This is a genomic window from Micromonospora sp. PLK6-60, from assembly GCF_019890675.1.
GTDB lineage: Bacteria > Actinomycetota > Actinomycetes > Mycobacteriales > Micromonosporaceae > Micromonospora.
Genome location: NZ_JAIOAA010000003.1, coordinates 20,749 through 42,130, shown reverse-complemented (window position 1 = coordinate 42,130; position 21,382 = coordinate 20,749). Strand labels below are relative to the sequence as shown.

Sequence of the window (21,382 nt, the reverse complement as noted above, 5' to 3'; positions counted from 1 at the left end):
ACGACGTCCCCTAGGCCCGGCTGGGCTGGGGGGCGGTGGGGAGGGCGGGCTCCTCCTCGACGGTGGGGGCGGTGAACTGCGACTGGTAGAGGCGGTGGTACGCGCCACCCAGGGCGAGCAGTTCGTCGTGCGTGCCCTGCTCGACGATCCGGCCGTGCTCCATCATCAGGATCAGGTCGGCGTCCCGGATGGTGGAGAGCCGGTGGGCGATGACGAAGCTGGTCCGGTCCGACCGCAGGGCGGCCATCGCCCGCTGGAGCAGCACCTCGGTACGGGTGTCCACGGAGCTGGTCGCCTCGTCGAGGATCAGCAGCGAGGGCTCCGCCAGGAACGCCCGGGCGATGGTGATGAGCTGCTTCTCGCCGGCGCTGACGTTGCTGCCCTCCTCGTCGATCACGGTGTCGTACCCGTCGGGGAGGCTGCGGACGAAGCGGTCCACGAAGGTGGCCCGGGCGGCGGCGAGGATCTCCTCCTCGGTCGCCCCCGGCCGCCCGTACGCGATGTTGTCCCGGATGGTGCCGCCGAAGAGCCAGGTGTCCTGGAGCACCATGCCGATCCGGCCGCGCAGCTCGTCCCGGGGCATCGCGGTGATGTCCACCCCGTCCAGGGTGATCCGGCCGGCGTCCAGCTCGTAGAACCGCATGATCAGGTTGACCAGGGTGGTCTTGCCCGCCCCCGTCGGGCCGACCACGGCGACCGTGTGCCCGGGCTCGGCGACCAGCGACAGGTCGTCGATCAGCGGCTTGTCCGGGTCGTAGCGGAAGCTGACGTGCTCGAACTCGACCCGGCCGGCGACCCGGGGCGGCCCGGCCCGGTCCGGGGCCTGCTCCTCGGCGTCGAGCACCTCGAAGACCCGTTCCGCCGAGGCCACCCCGGACTGGAGCAGGTTCGCCATCGAGGCGACCTGGGTGAGCGGCTGGGTGAACTGCCGCGAGTACTGGATGAACGCCTGCACGTCGCCGAGGCTCATCGTCCCGGACGCCACCCGCAGCCCGCCCACCACCGCGATGGCGACGTAGCTGAGGTTCCCGACGAACATCATCGCCGGCATGATCAGCCCGGAGATGAACTGGGCGCTGAAGCTGGCCCGGTACAGCTCCTCGTTCTTGGCGTGGAAGGCCGCCTCCACCTCCTGCTGCCGGCCGAAGACCTTGACCAGCTCGTGGCCGGTGTACGCCTCCTCGATCTGCGCGTTCAGCTCGCCGGTGTGCCGCCACTGGGCCATGAACCGGTGCTGCGAACGCTTCGCGATGGCCCGGGTCACCAGCACCGACGCCGGCACCGCGACCAGCGCGACCAACGCCAGCACGGGCGAGATCCAGAACATCATGGCGAGTACGCCGACCACGGTGAGCAGCGACGTGACCAGCTGGCTCAGCGTCTGCTGGAGGGTCTGCGAGATGTTGTCGATGTCGTTGGTGACCCGGCTGAGCAGCTCGCCCCGGGGCTGCCGGTCGAAGTACGGCAGCGGCAGCCGGTTCAACTTGTCCTGCACGTCGGCGCGCAGCCGCAGCACGGTGCGCTGCACCACCGTGTTGAGCAGCCAGCCCTGCCACCAGGCGAGCAGGCTGGCCAGCAGATAGAGGCCGAGGGCGAACAGCAGCACCCGGCCCAGCGCGGTGAAGTCGATGCCCACCCCGGGCACCACATCCATCCGGGCCAGCATGTCGGCGAAGTTGTCGTTGCCGGCCGCCCGGGCCGCGGTGACCGCCTGCTCCGCGGTGCTGCCGGCGGGCAGCTGCCGGCCGATCACCCCGGCGAAGATCAGGTCGGTGGCGTGGCCGAGGATCTTCGGCCCGATCACCGCGGCCGTCACGCTGGCCACGGCCAGCAGCAGCACGGCCGACAGCCGGACCCGGTGCGGCCGGAGCCGGCCCAGCAGCCGCCGGGCGGACGGCCCGAAGTTCATCGACTTCTCCGCCGGCATGGCGGCGCCCATCCACGGCGGGCCACCGCCGCCGCGCCGACCGGCGGCGGGCAGCCGCTGCGGCGTCCGCCCGTCGCCGGCCGGCTTCTGATCGGGTACGCGCGGCGCGCTGCTCACGCGGTGCCTCCATTCGTTCGCGACTGCGGGGCTCGCAACCCCGGCTTGCTCCTCGCGCTCACGCGGTCACCTCCGCGGTTTGCTGGGACGCCACGATCTCGGCGTACGTGGGGCAGGTCGCCAGGAGTTCGGCGTGCCGGCCGATGCCGACCACGCCGCCGTCCTCAAGCACGATGATCTGGTCGGCGTCGACGATCGTGGAGACCCGCTGCGCCACGATCACCACGGTGGCGTCCGCGGTGACCGGCCGCAGCGCGGCCCGCAGCCGGGCGTCGGTGCCGAGGTCCAGCGCGGAGAACGAGTCGTCGAACAGGTAGATCTCGGGCTGGCGGACCAGCGCGCGGGCGATCGCCAGGCGCTGCCGCTGACCGCCGGAGACGTTGGTGCCGCCCTGCGCGATCGGCGCGTCCAGCCCGCCCGGCATCTCCGCGACGAAGTCGCGGGCCTGGGCGATCTCCAGCGCCGCCCACAGCTCCGCGTCGGTGGCGTCCGGGTTGCCGTACCGGAGGTTGCTGGCCACCGTGCCGCTGAACAGGTACGGCCGTTGCGGCACCAGCCCGATCCGGCGCCACACCTCGTTCGGCTCCAGCAGCCGCACGTCCACCCCGTCGACAAGCACCGCGCCGGCGGTCGGGTCGACCAGCCGGGGGATCAGCGTGAGCAGGGTGGTCTTCCCGGCCCCGGTCGCGCCCACGATGGCCGTGGTCCGGCCCGGCTCGGCCCGGAACGAGATGTCGTGCAGCACCGGTGCGCTCGCCCCCGGATACTGGAAGGCGACCCGGCGCAGTTCCAACTCGGCGCGTCTGGTCGTGGCGAGCATCGGTTCGGCCGGCGGGACCACCGACGACTCCGTGTCCAGCACCTCGACGATCCGTTCGGCGCAGACCGCGGCGCGCGGCACCATCATCAGCATGAAGGTGGCCATCATGACGGCCATCAGGATCTGCATCAGATATTGCAGGAACGCGGTGAGCGCGCCGATCTGGATCTCGCGGGCGTCCACCCGCTGCGCCCCGAACCAGAGCACCGCGACGCTGGAGACGTTCAACACCAGCATCACCACCGGGAAGATCAACGCCATCAGCCGGCCGGTGCGCAGGGCGGTCGCGGTCAGGTCGGCGTTCGCCCGACCGAACCGTTCCGTCTCGTACGGCTCGCGGACGAAGGCCCGGACCACCCGGATGCCGGTGATCTGCTCGCGCAGCACCCGGTTGACGGTGTCGATCCGGGTCTGCATCTGCCGGAAGCCCGGCACCATCCGCCGGATGATCGCGCCCAGCGCGACGGCCAGCACCGGCACGCAGACCAGCATCAGCCAGGAGAGGCCGACGTCCTCGCGCAACGCCATCACCACCCCGCCGACGCTCATGATCGGCGCGGCCACCAGCATGGTGCAGCTCATCAGCACGAGCATCTGCACCTGCTGCACGTCGTTGGTGTTGCGGGTGATCAGCGAGGGGGCGCCGAACCGGGCCACCTCCCGGGCGGAGAAGCTGTTGACCTGCGCGAAGATCCCCGCCCGGGTGTCCCGGCCGAAGCTCATCGCGACTCGGGCGCCGAGGAAGACCGCGGCCACCGAGCCGGCGATCTGGACCAGGCTGACCAGCAGCATCCACCCGCCGGTACGCATGATGTAGTCGGTGTCGCCCAGCGCCACGCCCTGGTCGATGATGTCGGCGTTCAGGCTGGGCAGGTAGAGCGAGGCCATGGTGCCGATGAACTGGAACAGCACCACGGCGGCCAGCGGCCCGCGGTACGGGCGCAGCCCGCCGCGCAGCAGACGGATCAGCACGTACGGCCTCCTGGTCGGGGCTCCTCGGGTTCCTGGGTCGATGGGTTCAACCGGCCGCCCTCCCCGTCGGACATGGTGGTAATCAGTTCCGTGAGGAACTCCCGGATCACCTCCCGCTTCGCCGGGTCGGCGTCGACGGAGGTCAGCGGCGGATCGCTGCGCATGACGGCGAGCACCGCCTCGGCGTGCTCCCGGCCCTTGTCGGTGAGCGCGAGCTGCACGGTGCGCCGGTCGGCGGTGTCCCGGCGGCGCTCCACGAAACCGTCCCGTTCCAGGGTGTCGACGATGCCGGTGAGGGTGGCGGGCCGGACGAAACAGTGCTCGGCGACCTCCCGGTGGGTGCTGTCGCCCGCCCGGGCCAGGAGCATCAGCACCCGCATCCCGGCCGCGGAGAGCCCGTGGCGCTCCGCCAGGTACCGCCCCCAGTACTGCTCGACGAGGTGGCCGGCGATCCCGATCAGCCGGCCCAGGGGCGCGTGGCCCAGCACGTCCGGGAAGCGCACCAGTGGTTCCATCTGCACGGCCTCACGTTAGCCCCCGAACCGTCAGGGCCCAAACTAATTTAAGGAAGGGCCCCCTATTAACGCCTGCTGCATAGCAGGGGCCCCCGCTTAACACCCGACCCGGCCCGGCTTCACACCCGACCCGGCCCCGCTCGACACGCGACCGTGCCGGCGTACGGTCAGGCGCGCCCCTCCTGGCAGCCCGACCCGCCGCAGGTCGGGCGGTGGCGTGGCCTGGACTGGCCGATGTCCCGCGGGTTGGGCGGTGGCGTGGCTCGGACTGGTCGATGTGCCGCAGGCCGCAGGTCGGGGCGGTGGCGCGGCCTTCGACAGGCCCGATGTGCCGCAACGCGGGGCATTGGCGTGGCCTGAACAGGCCGATGTGCCGCAGGCCGGGCGGTCGCGTGGCTCGGATAGGCCGATGTGCCGCGAGGCGGGCGGTGGCGCGGGCTGCCCACGCCGATGTGCCGTGCGCCTCCCGGGCCGTCGGCGGGCAAGCTACCAACTTGATGTCGTAAACGAATCAGGGTGGCGGCGGAATCCCGCAATCGGGGTGCTTCTCCCCGTGCGGTGACTCGTTTACGACATCAAGTTCGTAGGCTGCTCGACGCACCCCGGACGTCGGCCGAGGCAGTGGGCGGGCGCGCGAGCCGCCACGCCGAGCCCAGCCACGCCGAGCCCAGCCACGCCGAGCCCAGCCACGCCGAGCCCAGCCACGCCGAGCCGGCCACGCCGCCCGGCGCCACACCGTAAGCCGTCACCAGCTGGTCGGCAGCGGCATGCCCTCGGTGTAGCCAGCGGTGCTCTGCACCCCGACCAGCGCCCGGTCGTGGAACTCCTCCAGGTTGCGGGCGCCGGCGTAGGTGAAGGCGCTGCGCACCCCCGAGATGATCTCGTCGATCAGGTCCTCGACGCCGGGACGGGCCGGGTCCAGGTACATCCTGGCCGAGGAGATGCCCTCCTCGAAGATCGCCTTGCGGGCCCGGTCGAAGGCGCTGTCCTCGGCGGTCCGGGCGCTGACCGCCCGGGACGAGGCCATCCCGAAGCTCTCCTTGTACCGCCGGCCGTCCGGCTCGGTGTACAGGTCACCGGGGGACTCGTAGGTGCCGGCGAACCAGGAGCCGATCATCACGTTGGAGGCACCGGCGGCCAGCGCCAGCGCGACGTCCCGCGGGTGCCGTACGCCGCCGTCGGCCCAGACGTGCCGGCCGAGCGCCCGCGCGGCGGCGGCGCAGTCGAGCACGGCCGAGAACTGCGGCCGGCCGACGCCGGTCATCATCCGGGTGGTGCACATCGCGCCGGGGCCCACGCCCACCTTGATGATGTCCGCGCCCGCCGCCACCAGATCGCGTACGCCGTCGGCGGTCACCACGTTGCCGGCCGCCACCGGGACCGCCGGGTCGAGTGCGCGCACCGCCCGCAGCGCGGTCAGCATCCGCTCCTGGTGGCCGTGCGCGGTGTCCACGACCAGGGTGTCCACCCCGGCCTCCAGCAGCGCGGACGCCTTGCCGGTCACGTCCCCGTTGATGCCCACCGCGGCGGCGATGCGCAGCCGCCCCCGGTCGTCCACGGCCGGCTTGTAGAGCGTGGCCCGCAGCGCGCCCTGCCGGGTCAGCACCCCGACCAGCCGCCCCTCGGCGTCCACCACCGGGGCGAGCCGGCGCCGGCCCGCGGAGAGCCGGTCGAAGCCGGTACGCGGGTCCGCGTCCGCCGGCACGGTGTGCAGCTCGGTCGACATGACGTGCCGCAGCTGGGCGAACCGGTCCACCCCCACGGTGTCCGCCTCGGTGACCACGCCGATCGGCCGGCCGTCGGAGTCCACCACGACGACCGCGCCGTGCGCGCGCTTGGGCAGCAGGTGGATCGCGTCACCCACGGTGTCGGTCGGGCCGAGGGTGATGGCGGTGTCGTGCACCAGGTGCCGCCGCTTGACCCAGGCGACGACGTTGGCCACCACCTCGATCGGGATGTCCTGCGGGATGACCGTGACGGCACCCCGGCGGGCCACGGTCTCGGCCATCCGCCGGCCGGCCACCGCCGTCATGTTCGCCACCACCAGCGGGATGGTGGTGCCGGTGCCGTCGGCCGAGGCCAGGTCGACGTCGAGCCGCGAGGCCACCTCGGAGCGGGCCGGGGCCATGAAGACGTCGTTGTAGGTCAGGTCGTGCGCGGGGACCGCGCCATGAAGGAACCGCACCTGAACATCATTCCTGCTCGGGCCGGCTCCCGCCCCCGCTGGTGGCCCAAACCACCGCCCCCGCGACGAGCCCGGGGTGTTAATAAGGGGCCCCTGCTATGCAAAATGCGTTAACAGGGTGCCCCTCCTTACCCCCTCAGGCGATGGTGCAGATGGCGGCGCCGGCGCTGATCACCGCGCCCACCTCCGCCGCGAGCCCGCTCACCGTCCCGCCCTTGTGGGCGTGCAACGGCTGCTCCATCTTCATCGCCTCCAGCACCACCACCAGGTCGCCCTCGGCGACGGTGTCCCCGTCCGCCACGGCGATCTTGACGATGGTGCCCTGCATCGGGGAGGTGAGCGCGTCGCCGCTGGGCGCCGCGCCGGCCTTGGCGCCGCCGCCCCGGCGGCCCGGCTTCTTCGCGGCGGGCGCGGCGGTGGCCGTACCCGCGCCGAGGCCGGCCGGCAGCGTCACCTCCAGCCGCTTGCCGCCCACCTCCACCACGACGGTCTCCCGCTCGGCCGGGCCCTCGCCGGTGCCGGCGGGGGCGGTGAAGGCCGGGACGGTGTTGTCGAACTCGGTCTCGATCCACCGGGTGTGCACGGTGAACGGCTCGGCGGTGAACGCCTCGTCCCGGACCACCAGGCGGTGGAACGGCAGCGCGGTGGCCATGCCGTCGACGACCATCTCGTCAAGCGCCCGGCGGGCCCGCTCGATCGCCTCGGTACGCGTCTCGCCGACGATGATCACCTTGGCGAGCAGCGAGTCGAAGTTGCCGCCGATCACGTCGCCGGCCGAGATGCCGGTGTCCACCCGTACGCCCGGGCCGCTGGGCAGCCGCAGCGCGGTGACGGTCCCCGGGGCGGGCAGGAAGTTGCGGCCCGGGTCCTCACCGTTGATCCGGAACTCGATGGCGTGCCCGCGCGGGGTCGGATCCTCGGTGAAGCGCAGCTTCTCACCGTCGGCGATCCGGAACTGCTCCCGGACCAGGTCGATGCCGGCGGTCTCCTCGGTGACCGGGTGCTCGACCTGAAGCCGGGTGTTGACCTCCAGGAAGGAGATGGTGCCGTCCGCGCCGACCAGGTATTCGACGGTGCCGGCGCCGTGGTAGCCGGCCTCCCGGCAGATCGCCTTGGCGCTGTCGTGGATCTGGGCGCGCTGCGCGTCGGTGAGGAACGGCGCGGGGGCCTCCTCGACCAGCTTCTGGTGCCGGCGCTGCAACGAGCAGTCCCGGGTGCCGACCACGATCACGTTGCCGTGCTGGTCGGCCAGCACCTGCGCCTCGACGTGGCGGGGCTGGTCGAGGTAGCGCTCGACGAAGCACTCACCCCGGCCGAACGCGGCGACCGCCTCGCGGGTGGCCGACTCGAACAGGTGCGGGATCTCCTCCATGGTGCGGGCCACCTTGAGGCCGCGACCGCCACCGCCGAAGGCCGCCTTGATGGCGACCGGCAGGCCGTGGTCGACGGCGAAGGCCATCACCTCGTCGGCGTTGTTGACCGGGTCCGGGGTGCCGGGGACCAGGGGCGCGCCGGCGCGCTGGGCGATGTGCCGGGCGGTCACCTTGTCACCGAGGTCGCGGATCGCCTGCGGGGTCGGGCCGACCCAGGTGAGGCCGGCGTCGATGACCGCCTGGGCGAAGTCGGCGTTCTCGGAGAGGAAGCCGTAACCGGGGTGCACCGCGTCGGCGCCGGCCTGCGCGGCCACCTCGATCAGCTTGTCGATCCGCAGGTAGCTGTCGGCGGCGGTGTCGCCGCCGAGGGCGTACGCCTCGTCGGCCAGGGTGGCGTGCAGCGCGTCCCGGTCGGAGTCTGCGTAGACGGCGACGCTGGCCAGGCCGGCGTCGCGGCAGGCGCGGATGACGCGTACGGCGATCTCGCCGCGGTTGGCGATGAGTACCTTGCGCACCTTGTGGCTCCTCCCCGGGGTGGATAGCCGGGAGTGTATCGGCCGGTCTGCTGGCCCTAACGATCGCTCAGTGTGGGATGTGGCACTGTCGCGCCATCGCCTAGTCAAACTTGCTTATTACGCTTGTGTGATGTCGGCAACGCGGATGATGATTCTCGGTCTGGTCAGGTGGATGCAGCCGGTGCACGGCTACGACGTGCGCCGCGAGCTGCTGAGCTGGAGCGCCGACAAGTGGGCCAACGTGCAACCGGGATCGATCTATCACGCGCTGCGCAAGCTGGCCGACGAGGGGCTGCTCCGCGAGGTCTCCACCGAGCAGGTGGGTGCCCGTCCCGCCCGCACCACGTACGAGGTGACGGCCAAGGGGGAAGAGGAGTTCGAGACCCTGCTGCGCGCGCAGTGGTGGCAGCTCAACGAGGGGTCGGATCCGTTCGCCGCGGCGTTCTCCTTCCTGCCCGCGCTGCCCCGCGAGGAGGCGGCGGCGGCGCTGCGCAACCGGGCGAACCTGCTGCGGGCCGGCATCGAGTCGATGCGCGCCTCGCTGGAGTCGGAGTGGGTGCGCAAGACCAAGCCGGTGCACGTGGGGTGGATGTTCGAGCTCTGGTCGGCCCGGGCCGAGGCGGACATGGCCTGGTGCGAGCGGATCGCCGAGCGGATCGAGTCGGGAGTGTCGTACCTGCCCGCTGGAATGGAGCGCGCCGAGGGCTGGTCCGGGTGGCGGGACGGCGCCGCCCCCGACGGTGTTCCGTCGGGAGCCACAGACGCGGATTAATCAACGTTGACCATAAGAGCTATATCGCGATAACCTCTTCCGCGAGCCGCGCGGGAGAGGTGCGTCCCCGTCGCGGGGGATCGGCGGCCGGTGACTCCGGCCCGGACGACCAGGAGCAGACATGATCGAGACCAGGGGGTTGCGGAAGTCGTTCCGCTCCCGGGCGGGTCGCGAGACGAAGACCGTGGACGCGGTCCGGGGGGTGAACCTGGAGGTCGCCGAGGGGGAGATCTTCGGCTTCCTCGGCCCCAACGGCGCCGGCAAGACCACCACCCTGCGGATGCTCGCCACCCTCATCGAGCCGGACGGCGGCGAGGCCACCATCGCCGGCGCCGACCTGCGCACCGACCCGGCCGAGGTGCGCCGCCGGATCGGCTACGTGGCCCAGGGCGGCAGCACCTGGGACGAGTCCACCGCCCGGGAGGAGCTGGTGCTCCAGGCCCGGATGTACGGCATCGGCAAGGCCGAGGCGCACCGCCGCGCCGCCCGCGCCCTGGACGCCTTCCAACTCACCGAGTACGCCGACCGCAAGTGCAAGACGTACTCCGGCGGCCAGCGCCGCCGGGTCGAGATCGCGCTCGGCATCATCCACGAGCCGAAGATCGTCTTCCTGGACGAGCCGACCACCGGCCTCGACCCGCAGAGCCGCGCCCACATGTGGGACGAGATCCGCCGGCTGCGCGCCGAGGGGATGACCGTCTTCATCACCACCCACTACCTCGACGAGGCCGACGCGCTCTGCGACCGGATCGCGATCATGGATCACGGCGAGGTGGTCGCCGAGGGGACCCCGGCCGCGCTCAAGCGGGAGATCTCCGGCGAGGTGGTGCTCGTCGGCCTCGACGCCGGGAGCACCCCCCAGGCCGCCGAGCTGCTCGACACCGCCGCGTACGTCAACAAGCTGGAGACCATCGACACCGGTGGCCTGCGGCTCTTCGTCGACGAGGGCGCCACCGCCATCCCGCAGATCCTGCGCCGGCTCGACCAGGGCGGGATCGAGCTCAGCTCCATCGAGCTGCACCGCCCCAGCCTCGACGACGTCTTCCTCACCAAGACCGGCCGCTCGCTGCGCGAGTCCTGACCCCCGGAGAAGCTGTCATGAAACTCGCCCGCGACACCTGGCTCATCTTCCGGCGGCAGACCCAACTGCTGCTGCGCAACCCGGTCTGGATCTTCGTCGGTGTCTTCCAGCCGGTGATGTACCTGCTGCTCTTCGCCCCGCTGCTCAAGCCGGCGCTGAACGCGTCGACCCAGGCCGCCGCGTACAAGATCTTCGTGCCCGGCCTGCTGGTGCTGCTGGCCATCTTCGGCGGCCTGTTCCAGGGCTTCGGCCTGATCGCCGAGCTGCGCGCCGGGATCATCGAGCGGTCCCGGGTCACCCCGGTCAGCCGGCTCGCCCTGCTGCTCGGCCGCTCCCTGCGGGACGTGGTCTCGCTCCTCGCGCAGGCGGTCATCATCACCCTGCTGGCGCTCCTGTTCGACCTGCGCGTCTCGCTCGGCTACCTGCTCCTGGCGTACCTGATGCTGGCGCTGATCGCGCTGATGACCTCGGCCGTCTCCTACGGCGTCGCGCTCAAGGTCAAGAGCGAGGACGCGCTCGCCCCGCTGATGAACACCGTCGCCCAGCCGGTGCTGCTGCTCTCCGGCATCCTGCTGCCGCTCACATTCGCCCCTGGCTGGCTCCAGGGCGTCGCCAAGTGGAACCCGTTCTCCTGGGCGGTCGACGGGGTGCGGGCCCTCTTCGTCGGTGAACTCGGCAACGACAAGGTCTGGCAGGGGTTGGCCATCATCACGGTGCTCGCGGTGGCCGGCGTCTTCTGGGCGGCCCGCCAGTTCGCGCGCAGCGTCCGCTGAAAGGAGCGCGCAGCGTCCGCTGATAGGAGGGTGCCCTTGTTAACGCCTCCGGTAGAGCAGGGGCCCCCTCTTAACACCGCGAGCCGGGCTGGTCAGACCAGCCCGACCTCGCGATCCTCGGCCGGCGAAGGAGCACCGGCCCGCCCGGCCCGGTTGTCGACCCTGGTCATGACGGCCCGGGCGTACAGGGCGACGCCGGCCAGGATGCTGACCACGGCGATCGGCACTCCGAAGACCGGCCGCACGTACATCGCCAGGAACCAGGACCTGACCTGGACGTCGGACAGGATGAAGACCAGCGGAAGGATCCCCTGGGGCACCAGCAGGATCGAGCCGAGGCCCCAACTCAGCCCCTCGGCCGTGCCGCCCTTCCTGGCCACGTCCGTGCCGCCGGCGTTGCGGACCGCGGCGGGCCGTCCGGTGCGCATGGTGTGTAGCAGGTCGGACCCGTTCTCGCTGAGCTTCCGGACCGCTAGGCCGCCCAGCACCCAGGCGACGGCGACGCCGGTCAGCACGCCGACCGGCAGCCCGGCCCAGGTCAGCCACGGCTGGTCGAACCGGGTGCCGAGATAGACCACGGCGAGCGCGGGCGCCGGCGGCACCAGCCCGACCCAGAACAGCACATTGGACTGGCCCGTGGTGTCGGCGCGCTCAAGCGGGTTGCTCGGCCGCTTGTGGGCGTCAGGGCCCGGGACCATGCCGAACACCGACGAATAGATGATCAGGCCGGCGCCGCCGCCGAGCAGCGCGGGCACCGCCGCGGCCACCCACGGCCAGGTCCAGGTGGAACCGCTCCACCAGGTGAACGCGACGCTCAGGGCGATGACCGGCGGCGTGAAGACGATCAGGTACGCCCACTGCCGGCCCCGCACGTCGGCGCGCTCGGTGCCGGTCGTCATCGTCTGCCAGAGCGCGGTGCCGTCCTGGCCGTAGAGGTTGCCGGCCGAGGTGATCGCGAAGAGCGCGAGCGCCGGGCCGGCCCAGGGCAGCAGGAGTCGGGCGTCGAAGGTCAACGGCAGCAGTACGGTGCCCAGCGCCCAGGCGATCGGCACCACCGCGGTGGTGGTCCGCAACGGGTCACGCCACCAGGTGCGCAGCTCCTTGCGGACGACCGCGCCGGTCGTACCGTCGAGCGGGCCGCCGCCCACCGGGGCGCGGCCGGCGCTGCCCCGGATGGTGGCCCGGGCCCGGCGCGGGTTGCCCAACTCGACCGACCAGACGAGCAACAGCAGCACGCAGAGCACGGCCAGGCCGACCGGCGCGGCGACCGCGAGCAGCCAGTCCCCGCGGCCCGCGGCGTCCACCGCCACCACGCCCCAGCTCGACGGGATCGCCCGCAGCGTGACGGTGGTCGCGTGGGAGAACCCGGTCTCGAGGATGTCGGAATACATCACGGCCACGACGATCATCCAGCCGGACTGGGTGAGCACGAGCATCGCCGCGAACAGCACCCCGGTGATCGCCGCGCCCGCCCGGGACGCCGCGACGACGCCGAACAGCGCATAGACCACCCGGGACAGCAGCACCACGAAGATCAGTTGCAGGGCCGCGACCGGCACCGCCAGCAACGCCGGGACGAGACCCAGCCGGGCCCCGTACGTGATCAGGCCGACGAATCCCAGCGCGGTGACCGCGGTGGTGATCCCGACGAACGCCGCCCCCAGCAGTCCCACCGCGAGCCGGCGGCGCGGCACCGGCAGCAGCGTGAAGTGGTCGGCCCGCAACACCGCCGAGCCGCCCCACAGCGGACCGATCAGCCAGCCGAGCGTCCACATGCCGAAGACGCCGGCCAGCAGGTCGCCCAGCACGTCGGAGTTGGGCAGCTCGACCAGGGAGAGCCAGATGGTGGCGGCCGCGAACAGCAGGCCGAAGACCGCGCCGACAAGCATCCACGCGGCCCGGCCACCGGTCATCGAGTTCCTGATGATCGACAGCTTCATCCGGATCAGGACGCCAGCCACGACAGTCCCTTCCGGGTGTGCTCGTCGCCGCGGACCAGCCGGACGAACGTCTGCTCCAGGGTGGTGTCGCCGCGTACCTCGGCCAGCGGACCGGCCGCCACGACCCTGCCGCCGGCCATGATGGCCACGGTGTCGCACAGCTGCTCGACCAGCGGCATCACGTGGCTGGAGAGCACCACCGAGCCACCGCCGGCCACGAACCCGTTCAGGATCGCCTTGAGGGCCGCCGCGGACACCGGGTCGACCGCCTCGAACGGCTCGTCCAGCACCAGCAGTCGGGGCCCGTGCAGCAGCGCCGTCGCCAGCCCGATCTTCTTGCGCATGCCGGTCGAGTAGTCGACCACCAGGGTGCGCTCGGCCCCGCCGAGCTCCATCACGTCGAGCAGCTCCTGGACCCGGCCGGCCAGCACGCCGGCCTCGATGCCGCGCAACTGCCCGATGTACGTCAGCAGCTCGCGTCCGGTCAGCCGCTCCGGCATCGACAGCCCGTCGGGCAGCACGCCCAGCAGCGCCTTCGCCCCGACCGGGTCGGACCACACGTCCACCCCGAACACCCGCGAGGTGCCCTCGTCCGGGCGTAGCAGCCCGACTGCCATGGACAAGGACGTCGTCTTGCCCGCCCCGTTGGGCCCGACCAGTCCGAAGAACGAGCCCTGCGGCACCACGAGATCGACATGGTCGACCGCCGTGTTCGCGCCGAACGCCTTGTGCAAGCCGGACAGTCGCAACGCCGCCGGCCGGTCATCCCCATCAGGACTTTCCGCGCCGGCGTGCCGAGCGGTCGCTTGCTCCATGATTCCCCTCGATGTCACTAGGTGCCGGCGGGCCCCGCCTGCCCCGACCCGCGCTCCGGACGGCGGCGCCGACAACAGGGTTGAGCCACTGCTTCCTCCCGCTGTGCAGGGGAAGTGCGGCATGCCGTGGCTGACGAAGGAGTCGCGGCGTGGGGGCTCACCGGCCACGCGCAGGTCGGGCAGGCGTTTCGCGATCGCCCGGAACGCCGCCCCGGCCTCGACCCGCGCCAGCGGCGTTCCGAGGCAGTAGTGGCTGCCGACCGATGAGGACAGGGTATCGGCGGCGCTCGTCCGGGTGTGCCCCAGCGGCGGGCGTCAGCGGACGCGGGCCAGGGTGAGGCCGTCGGCGATCGGCAGCATCACCGTGTCCACCCGCACGTCGGCCAGCACCGCGTCGTTGAACGCGGCGATCGCCCGGTCGGCGGCGTCCTCCGGGGCGATCACCCGACCGCCGCGCAGGGTGTTGTCGACCGCGATCACGCCACCGGCCCGCATCCGGGGCACCAGCTCGTCCCAGTAGACCGGGTAGCCGATCTTGTCAGCGTCGATGAATGCCAGGTCGAGATGCCGTTCCCGGGGCAGCTCGCGCAGCGTCTCGCCGGCCGGCCCGATGCGCAGCTCGATCCGGTCGGCCACGCCGGCCCGGGACCAGTAGCGACGGGCGATGGCGGTGTAATCCTCGGAGACGTCGAAGCAGGTCAACCGGCCGTCGGCGGGCAACCCGCGGGCGATCGCCAGCGCGGACAGCCCGGTGAAGGTGCCCACCTCCACCGCCCGCCGCGCGCCGAGCATCCGGGTCAGGAAGGTGAGGAAACCGGCCTGCTCCGGCGCCACCTGCATGCCGGCCTGCCCCGGCAGCGCGGCCACGGTCTCCGCCACCAGGTCTCGGACCACCTCGTCCGGCGCGGAGCCGTGCGCGACCAGGTACGCGTGCAGGTCGTCGGTGAGCGGGAGCGACTTGCGGGTCATGACCGCACGTTAACCCAGCGGCTCGACCGACTGGCCGCCCGGCGCGACCTTCGTCCACAGATCGGTGACGCGCAGGTCCAGCTCGCCGAGAAGGGTACGCAGCAGCGGCAGGCTGAGGCCGACCACCGTGCCCGGGTCGCCCTCGATCCCGGTGAGGAACGCCCCACCCAGCCCGTCGATGGTGAACGCGCCGGCCACCGCCAGGGGCTCGCCCGTACCCACGTACGCGGCGATCTCCTCGTCGCTGATGTCCGCGAAGTGCACGGTCGTCGAGGCGACCGCCTCCGCCCGCGCCTGCTGCGTCACGTCGATCAGGCAGTGCCCGGTGTGCAGCACCCCGCTGCGGCCCCGCATCCGTACCCAGCGCCGGGTCGCGTCCGCCGCGTCGTCCGGCTTGCCGAGGATCTCCCCGTCGAAGGCGAGCACCGAGTCGCAGCCGAGCACCAACGTGCGCTCGTCCGCGCTCGGCCGGAGCCGACCCAGCACCGCCTCGGCCTTCAGCCGGGCCAGCTCCAGGCACAGATCCTCGGCCCGGTCGCTGACCACCTGGGACTCGTCCACCCCGCTGACCAGCACGTCCGGCTCGATGCCGGCGGCCTGAAGCAGCTTGCGGCGGGCGGGACTCTGCGAAGCGAGCACGAGGCGCAGCGGCATGGAGTTCGACACCCCGCCGACGCTACCGGCTGATCCGGGGCGGCGGGTCGTCGGCACGGCGACGGCGTCGCACGAGGGCCCAGGCGCCACCGGCCGCGACCAGGACACCAAGCGTGGCCAGCCCACGTACGGTCGCACCACCGTCGCCCTGATCGCCGGTCGGCGTCGGAGCGGCGGCCGCCGTCGTGGTCGCGACGCCGGCCGACGTGGCCGGCGCGCCGCTCGTCGGGCGGGCACCCCGTGTGGGTACGTCCGCGGTGAGCGCCGCCACCGGGTCGACCACCCCGAAGCCGTACTGGTCGTCCCGGCCCGGCGGGCCCTTGTCGACGGCGGTGGCGGTGAGCCGGTGTGCGACCTCGTCGGCGGACAGGTTCGGGTATTTCGACCGGATCAGCGCCGCTACGCCAGCGACGATCGCGGTGGCACTCGACGTGCCGGTCCCCTTGGAGTACTTGCCATCGATGCTCGTGCTGACGATGTCGACGGCTGGGGCCGCGATGTCGATCTCCGATCCGGTAACCGAGACGTCCGCATGTTGGCCTTTTTGATCCACGCCAGCGACAGCGATCACGCCGTCGTATGCCGCTGGATAACCGACGCGGCTATCGTCTGGCCGATTGCCAGCTCCAGCTATGATGACGATATTTGCTGAGATAGCTTCTCCAACCGCTTCCTCTAATTCAGGGGTCGCACCGGTGGCGCCGGAAACGCTTATTATGCTGGCGCGGTGAGCAGCAGCCCATCTTATCGCGGATGCAAGGGTGGCGCTGTTTCCCTGCCTTGCTGTCGGGATTCCGTAAATGGGAATTATCTTGGCCTCAGGCGCAATACCGAGAGCTCCTCGGGTGCTGCCGCGCCCATGCGCTGCTATCAGGCCAGCCATTGATGTTCCATGACTGTCTCGGTCTTCACGGCCGTCGCCATGTCCTCCTGGAATGAGATCCGTGCCGGGTAGCAGGTTGCGGATTAGGTCGGGGTGGGGGTCGACGCCGGTGTCGGGGACTGCCACCGTAACGCCCGCGCCTTTACTAATCTTGTTTGCCTCGTCGGTTCCGAGATAACGAAGGTGCCACTGGTCGTACCGGACGCGGGCGGCTCCGTCCGTGTCTGGCGCCGCAGTAGCTGGGACTACTACTACTAACGAGTTAATTACGGAGAAGGCGAGAAGGACGAAGAAAGCCCGGCCCCGTCGCCGCCTCACCGGTTAAAGCCGATGGCCGGGCCCGGATCGATTGGTCCCTCGTCATGTGAGGGCCGAACCACCGGAGCTACACCCTCTTGGACTTCCCACGGATTATCGGGATCCCAGTGCTGTGGCCCTCCGTGGTCGTCGTCGCGGCGACTGGACCGCCCTGTGCCTACTCCACCTTGGGCGTAAGCGGCTCCATGTAGACCCAGGGGTCTGCCACCGACGCGCCGATCCTCAGTGCTGCCGTGTGCTGCGCCCAGAGCGCCGCCGAGTGGCGGCATCCCGTGTTGCATCCCCTGCTGGCCGCCGCGTACGGCGCCAGGCCGAGAGCCTGCTGCGCCAGACGGGGCGGTTCCGGCGCCGCCGCCTCCTATAACACCGCCGACGGGATTCACCCGGCGTTGAGGCTCGCCGCTCGATGATTGGATCCGACTTGTCGGTGGGCTGCCGCCGATCATGCCGCTGGCAGGCAACGATCTAGGCGGGCTGGTTGGGGCAGTATGCCCGGAATTGATCCCGCCATTAAATCCACGACCGGGCGTTTGGGGCTGGCCGAGATGAGACCCTGAACTGCTAGCGCGTCCGTTCGAACGGGTGATTGGTGGAAGCGCCGGAGGTAGGCCTGTGCCAGGAGAAGTGCCGGCAGGCGTGGGAGGTGGCACGACCGGAATGTTCGGGTTGAGTTGCGAAGCCGTCGGGGAACTTGCACCGCCAAGGATCGGCCCTGGGCCTGCGATGGGTGAGGCCCCGAGCGTTGGGCCCGTGTGGGCATGCTTGGTGCCGCCGAGCACTGGGCTGACGATTGACGACTTTGCTGGGATTTGAGGGGAGGGCAACACCGGCTGACGCAATGAGGTGCTCGCTCCGACCGTGGGTGTCGGTGCAGGAACTATCGGTGGAATTATCGGGGCGGGGGAATTTGCATACAGGTCGGAGGTCTCATGTTGGATCGGCCCCCAGGACTTTGGAGGCGGCTGTCGAAGTGCCACTTGGGCCTGCTGGAGTTCCCCGCTGAGGCCGTACATGATGCCGCGCGCCTGCACATCCAGCCGGTTCAGCTCCGTCTCGGTCACCGGTGCGTCGGGCAGTCGGCTGCCCATCAGTGCCTTCGGGTCGCGGACCGTCTCCTCGTACGCCTGCTTGCGCCTGAGCTTGTCGACGTACTCGTCGAAGACGGGCCGCAGTGTCCGGCGGGCGTCGTCGATGGCGCGGGTGGCGGCGGAGAGGGCGGTGAGGTTGGCGGAGGCGGCGTCGTGGGTGCGGCGTACCCGGTCGATCAGCCCGTCGAGTTCGGCCAGGTACGCCCCGGAGGCGGCGCTGGTCTCCGGCGGCCACGCCTGGGCCAGCCCGTCGCGGTAGGTCTGCAATCGGCTCAGGTGCAGTTGGGCGAGGTCGCAGACCTTTGCCCAGCCGGAGACCTGCCGCCAGTGGTTGGCGGTGTCGTGGTCCTCGACGAGGGACCACATGCTCAGCACGTCCATCGACTGCCAGTCGGTGAGGCCGGCCCGCCCGCTGCCACCACGTTCGATCATCAGAGCACCGCCCCGCGGTTGTCCGTCCGGTCGGGGTTGTCGAGCACGAGGCCGGGGCCGGGGCGGGCGGTGGACGGGTCGGCGAGGGCGCGTTCCACGTCGGCCACCCGGGCGGCGGAGAAGGCGTCGGCGCCGGTGTACGCGGCGGCGACCTTGCCCGCGGCGGCGGCCAGGTGGCCGGTGGCGTCCCGGACGTCGAAGATCATGTCGGCGGTGGCCTGTTGGGTCTCGTGGTGCGCGCGCAGGAACTGCACCAGTTCCTGAAAGACGTCGTACGGGTTGGGGATCGGCGCGGTCATGTCGTCGGCGATGTACGACAGGTGCGGCCCGTAGTTCTGCCGCACCTCCGCCTCGAGACGCTCGGCGAACTCGCGGAGTTGGCGGATGTCGGCCTCGATGCCGCCGTAGCCGTGCAACCAGGACGCTGGGCGGTCCTCCTGAGGGATCATCCGCACTCCCTAACCGTCACGGCTCCGTTTCCCTGAGTGAGGTTAACGGCTGTGAGCCAGCGCCGGCAGCCCCGCCGGCGCCCGGGAAGCGGCGTACGCCAGGTTGGTCAGCGGGGGAGGCCGGCGGCGCGCCACGCGCCGCGGCCGGCGGCGAGCGCCGCGCCGGTGGGCCGCGCGCTGCGGGCCCAGAGCGACGCCGGCGCCGGCGCGGCCGGGGCCACCGGGCGTGAGCGGGCGGCGATGACACCCACCAGCGCGGCCAACTCCTCGGCGGTCGGCACGCCGCGGACGACCCGGAACAGCGGCTCATCGGCAGACATGACGCCAGCGTACGCGTCAAGAAGTTGACCTTCGCCGCAGAGTGGCGTGCCGGCGGTGTGTCATCGGGCCCGGCCGGGTACCGTCTCCTGCGATGTCGAACGCGCTTCCCCAACTTGTCGCCGACCGGTACCGGCTCATCTCGCCGCTCGGCCAGGGCGGCATGGGCAGGGTGTGGAAGGCGCGCGACGAGGTGCTGCACCGCGACGTGGCGATCAAGGAACTCGTCCCGCCGCCCAGCCTCACCGACGACGAGCGCCGTGAGATGCGCGAACGGTCGTTGCGGGAGGCCCGGGCCATCGCCCGGCTCAACCACATCAACGTGGTCCGCATCTTCGACGTGCTGCGCACCGACGGCGACCCGTGGATCGTCATGGAGTACGTGGCGTCGAAGTCGTTGCAGGACACCCTCGCCGAGGACGGCCCAGTGTCCCCGGCCCGCGCGGTGGAGATCGGGCTCGGGGTGCTCGGCGCGCTGAAGGCGGCGCACAAGGCCGGGGTGATGCACCGCGACATCAAGCCGGGCAACGTGCTGCTCGGCAACGACGGCCGGGTGGTGCTTACCGACTTCGGGCTGGCCACCATCCCCGGCGACCCGAACGTGACCCGCACGGGCATGGTGCTCGGCTCGCCCGCGTACATCGCCCCGGAGCGGGCGAAGGACGGCACCGCCGGCCCGGAGGCGGACCTGTGGTCACTGGGGGCCACCCTCTACGCGGCGGTGGAGGGCAAGTCCCCGTACGCCCGGCCGTCGGCGATCGCCACGCTGGCCGCCCTGGCCACCGAGCCGATGCCGCCGCCGAAGAACGCCGGCCCGCTGAAGCCGGTGCTGAACGGGCTGCTGCGCAAGGACCCGACCGAGCGGATCACCGCCGAGGTGGCGGAGCGGCTGCTGCGCCGGGCCGGCGGCAAGCGGGCCAAGAGCATCTCGCTGCTGGACGGCGTACGCCGGCCGGGGCCGAACGGTCCGCGCGAGCCGCGCTCCCGGGTGGTGCCGGCGCCGCGGCCGGCCGAGACCTCGTCGGACGAGCAGATCACGCCGCCGCCCACCCCGCGCAGCCGGCCGAACGCCGCCGCTGCGGCGGCGGGCGCGGTCGCGGCGGGTTCGGCGGCGTCGGCGGGCGAGGACGCCACCGCGAAGGTGCCGGCCCCGGTCGACGCCGAGCCGACGGCGAAGGTCGAGACCCCGGCGCCGGCCAGCACGGACGCCGACCCGACCGCCCGGGTCGACCCGCCGCCGGCCAAGGAGCGCCGCGCCCCGGTGAACCCCACCTCGGTGATGCCGGCGCAGGCGGACCCGGCGGCCGGCCGGGCGACCGTGGTGCCCGGCACGAAGCCGGACCACAAGCGGCGCAATCTGCTGATCGGCGCGCTGGTCGCGGTGCTGCTGATCGGCCTGGTGGTGCTGGTGCCGCTGCTCAACTCCGGCGACGGCAAGAAGGAGACGCCGCAGACCGGCGCGACCGGGGGCGGCTCGGCCGCGCCGGGCGGGCCGGGCGGGTCGTCGGTGGCGCCGTCCGGGGAGACCTCCAGCGCGGCGCCCGCGCCCGCGCCGCCCACCACCGACCCCACCAGCGCGGCGCCGAGCGCCACCCCGTCCGCGCAGCCCTCCTCGCCGAACGCCCCGGCCCTGCCCGCGGGGTGGACGCTGAAGACCGACGGGCCCGGCTACGCCGTGCCGCTGCCGCCCGGCTGGAGCGGCGGGCGGACCGGATCCGACACGGCGGTCTACCGGGGACCCAACGGGGTGGGCAAGCTGCTCGTCCAGTGGACGCCCGATCCGAAGGACGACGCGGTCGCCGATTGGCGGCGCATCGAGCCGTACCGGAAGGACAAGGTCAAGAACTACCAGTTGATCGGCATCGAGCGGTGCACCTACTACCGCACCTGCGCCGACTGGGACTGGTACCAGACCGACAACGGCACCCGGATCCACGTGCGCAACCGCGGCTTCGTCACGGCGTCCGACCGGGGCTACGCCCTGCGCTGGGAGATCCCGGAGGCGCAGTGGGACGCGAAGCTGGCCGACTGGGCCCAGATCGTCCGGCACTTCAAGCCCGACCGGCGCAACTGACCGGCGCTGCGAATTTCGTTCGCATGACCTTCCGTCGGGCGGGGTATCCCTTCCGCACGACGGAAGGGAGGTACGACATGGGTCACCGACGCAAGGACGCCCGCCCCCGACTGGCACTGTGGATGCTCGTCGCCCTCGGCGACGCGGTGCTGCTGCTGGTCAGCGCGGGTCTGTCGGTCCTGATCGCGCTGCTCGCGGTCGTGTTCCTCACCGTCGCCGGGGTGACCGCCTGGCGGCTGACGCGCCGCGCCGCCCCGGTGCGCCGCGAGCGGATCCCCGCGCCGGTCACCGTGCCCGGCGTGACGCGACGGAGGGCCTGAGGCCGGACGTGAGGGTGGCGGCAGCCGGACCGGTTGGCGATCGTTGAGCGCCAGGTGATCCCGCTGCCGCCG

The 21,382-nt window shown here is 71.8% G+C and carries 18 protein-coding genes; 6 read left to right on the top strand and 12 right to left on the bottom strand.

The window, feature by feature from the left end; genetic code table 11:
• Positions 1-10: 10 nt before the first annotated feature.
• From K7640_RS06425 to K7640_RS06405, 5 genes are all read right to left on the bottom strand, one after another.
• Entirely contained in the window at positions 11-1,927 is a 1,917-nt protein-coding gene (locus tag K7640_RS06425) for an ABC transporter ATP-binding protein (protein WP_222954321.1), read from the bottom strand.
• A gap of 175 nt (positions 1,928-2,102) precedes the next feature.
• Positions 2,103-3,836: an ABC transporter ATP-binding protein gene (locus K7640_RS06420; RefSeq protein ID WP_222953788.1), complete on the bottom strand. Its 1,734-nt coding sequence runs from the start codon at positions 3,834-3,836 to the stop codon at positions 2,103-2,105.
• Positions 3,830-4,351, bottom strand: coding sequence for a MarR family winged helix-turn-helix transcriptional regulator (locus tag K7640_RS06415; protein ID WP_222954320.1), 522 nt, complete (start codon positions 4,349-4,351; stop codon positions 3,830-3,832). The genes K7640_RS06420 and K7640_RS06415 overlap by 7 nt, the downstream gene beginning before the upstream one ends.
• A gap of 745 nt (positions 4,352-5,096) precedes the next feature.
• Entirely contained in the window at positions 5,097-6,536 is a 1,440-nt protein-coding gene (locus K7640_RS06410; protein ID WP_222953787.1) for a GuaB1 family IMP dehydrogenase-related protein, read from the bottom strand.
• A 136-nt stretch (positions 6,537-6,672) separates the two neighbouring features.
• Complete coding sequence (locus K7640_RS06405) at positions 6,673-8,424, bottom strand: biotin carboxylase N-terminal domain-containing protein (RefSeq protein ID WP_222953786.1); 1,752 nt, start codon at positions 8,422-8,424, stop codon at positions 6,673-6,675.
• A gap of 130 nt (positions 8,425-8,554) precedes the next feature.
• On the opposite strand from K7640_RS06405, the gene K7640_RS06400 reads away from it, so the two are divergent.
• The 3 genes from K7640_RS06400 (at position 8,555) to K7640_RS06390 (ending at position 11,050) form a co-directional block, all read left to right on the top strand.
• Positions 8,555-9,196 carry a PadR family transcriptional regulator gene (locus K7640_RS06400; protein WP_255608342.1) on the top strand — a complete coding sequence of 214 codons (642 nt, stop codon included), beginning with the start codon at positions 8,555-8,557 and terminating at the stop codon, positions 9,194-9,196.
• Between the two features lie 121 nt (positions 9,197-9,317).
• Positions 9,318-10,277, top strand: coding sequence for an ATP-binding cassette domain-containing protein (locus K7640_RS06395; RefSeq protein WP_222953785.1), 960 nt, complete (start codon positions 9,318-9,320; stop codon positions 10,275-10,277).
• A 17-nt stretch (positions 10,278-10,294) separates the two neighbouring features.
• Entirely contained in the window at positions 10,295-11,050 is a 756-nt protein-coding gene (locus tag K7640_RS06390; RefSeq protein ID WP_222953784.1) for an ABC transporter permease, read from the top strand.
• Between the two features lie 92 nt (positions 11,051-11,142).
• On the opposite strand, the gene K7640_RS06385 is transcribed toward K7640_RS06390, so the two are convergent.
• From K7640_RS06385 to mycP, 5 genes are all read right to left on the bottom strand, one after another.
• A complete protein-coding gene (locus K7640_RS06385) occupies positions 11,143-13,011 on the bottom strand; it encodes a hypothetical protein (RefSeq protein WP_222953783.1) in 1,869 nt (622 codons plus the stop codon).
• Positions 12,996-13,805 carry an ABC transporter ATP-binding protein gene (locus K7640_RS06380; RefSeq protein WP_255608341.1) on the bottom strand — a complete coding sequence of 270 codons (810 nt, stop codon included), beginning with the start codon at positions 13,803-13,805 and terminating at the stop codon, positions 12,996-12,998. Before K7640_RS06380 ends, K7640_RS06385 begins: the two co-directional genes overlap by 16 nt.
• A 315-nt stretch (positions 13,806-14,120) precedes the next feature.
• Positions 14,121-14,774 (bottom strand): O-methyltransferase, encoded by a 654-nt coding sequence (locus K7640_RS06375; RefSeq protein ID WP_222953782.1) that lies wholly within the window; start codon positions 14,772-14,774, stop codon positions 14,121-14,123.
• Between the two features lie 9 nt (positions 14,775-14,783).
• Positions 14,784-15,440, bottom strand: a complete 657-nt coding sequence (locus tag K7640_RS06370) for a nucleoside triphosphate pyrophosphatase (protein ID WP_222953781.1) — start codon at positions 15,438-15,440, stop codon at positions 14,784-14,786.
• A gap of 10 nt (positions 15,441-15,450) precedes the next feature.
• Positions 15,451-16,629, bottom strand: a complete 1,179-nt coding sequence (gene mycP, locus K7640_RS06365; RefSeq protein ID WP_374198063.1) for a type VII secretion-associated serine protease mycosin — start codon at positions 16,627-16,629, stop codon at positions 15,451-15,453.
• A 1,218-nt stretch (positions 16,630-17,847) separates the two neighbouring features.
• On the opposite strand from mycP, the gene K7640_RS30735 reads away from it, so the two are divergent.
• Positions 17,848-17,976, top strand: coding sequence for a hypothetical protein (locus K7640_RS30735; protein WP_308042476.1), 129 nt, complete (start codon positions 17,848-17,850; stop codon positions 17,974-17,976).
• Between the two features lie 172 nt (positions 17,977-18,148).
• Here K7640_RS30735 and K7640_RS06360 read toward each other — a convergent pair whose 3' ends face one another.
• Positions 18,149-18,598: a hypothetical protein gene (locus K7640_RS06360; protein WP_222953780.1), complete on the bottom strand. Its 450-nt coding sequence runs from the start codon at positions 18,596-18,598 to the stop codon at positions 18,149-18,151.
• A gap of 107 nt (positions 18,599-18,705) precedes the next feature.
• Complete coding sequence (locus tag K7640_RS06355) at positions 18,706-18,918, bottom strand: acyl-CoA carboxylase subunit epsilon (protein ID WP_222953779.1); 213 nt, start codon at positions 18,916-18,918, stop codon at positions 18,706-18,708.
• A gap of 92 nt (positions 18,919-19,010) precedes the next feature.
• Between K7640_RS06355 and K7640_RS06350 the strand changes: the two genes are divergently transcribed.
• Together K7640_RS06350 and K7640_RS06345 are read left to right on the top strand one after the other, a co-directional pair.
• On the top strand, positions 19,011-20,990 hold the full coding sequence (locus K7640_RS06350) for a serine/threonine-protein kinase (RefSeq protein ID WP_222953778.1): 1,980 nt from the start codon (positions 19,011-19,013) through the stop codon (positions 20,988-20,990).
• 77 nt (positions 20,991-21,067) lie between these two features.
• Positions 21,068-21,310, top strand: coding sequence for a hypothetical protein (locus K7640_RS06345; RefSeq protein WP_222953777.1), 243 nt, complete (start codon positions 21,068-21,070; stop codon positions 21,308-21,310).
• Positions 21,311-21,382 lie beyond the last annotated feature (72 nt).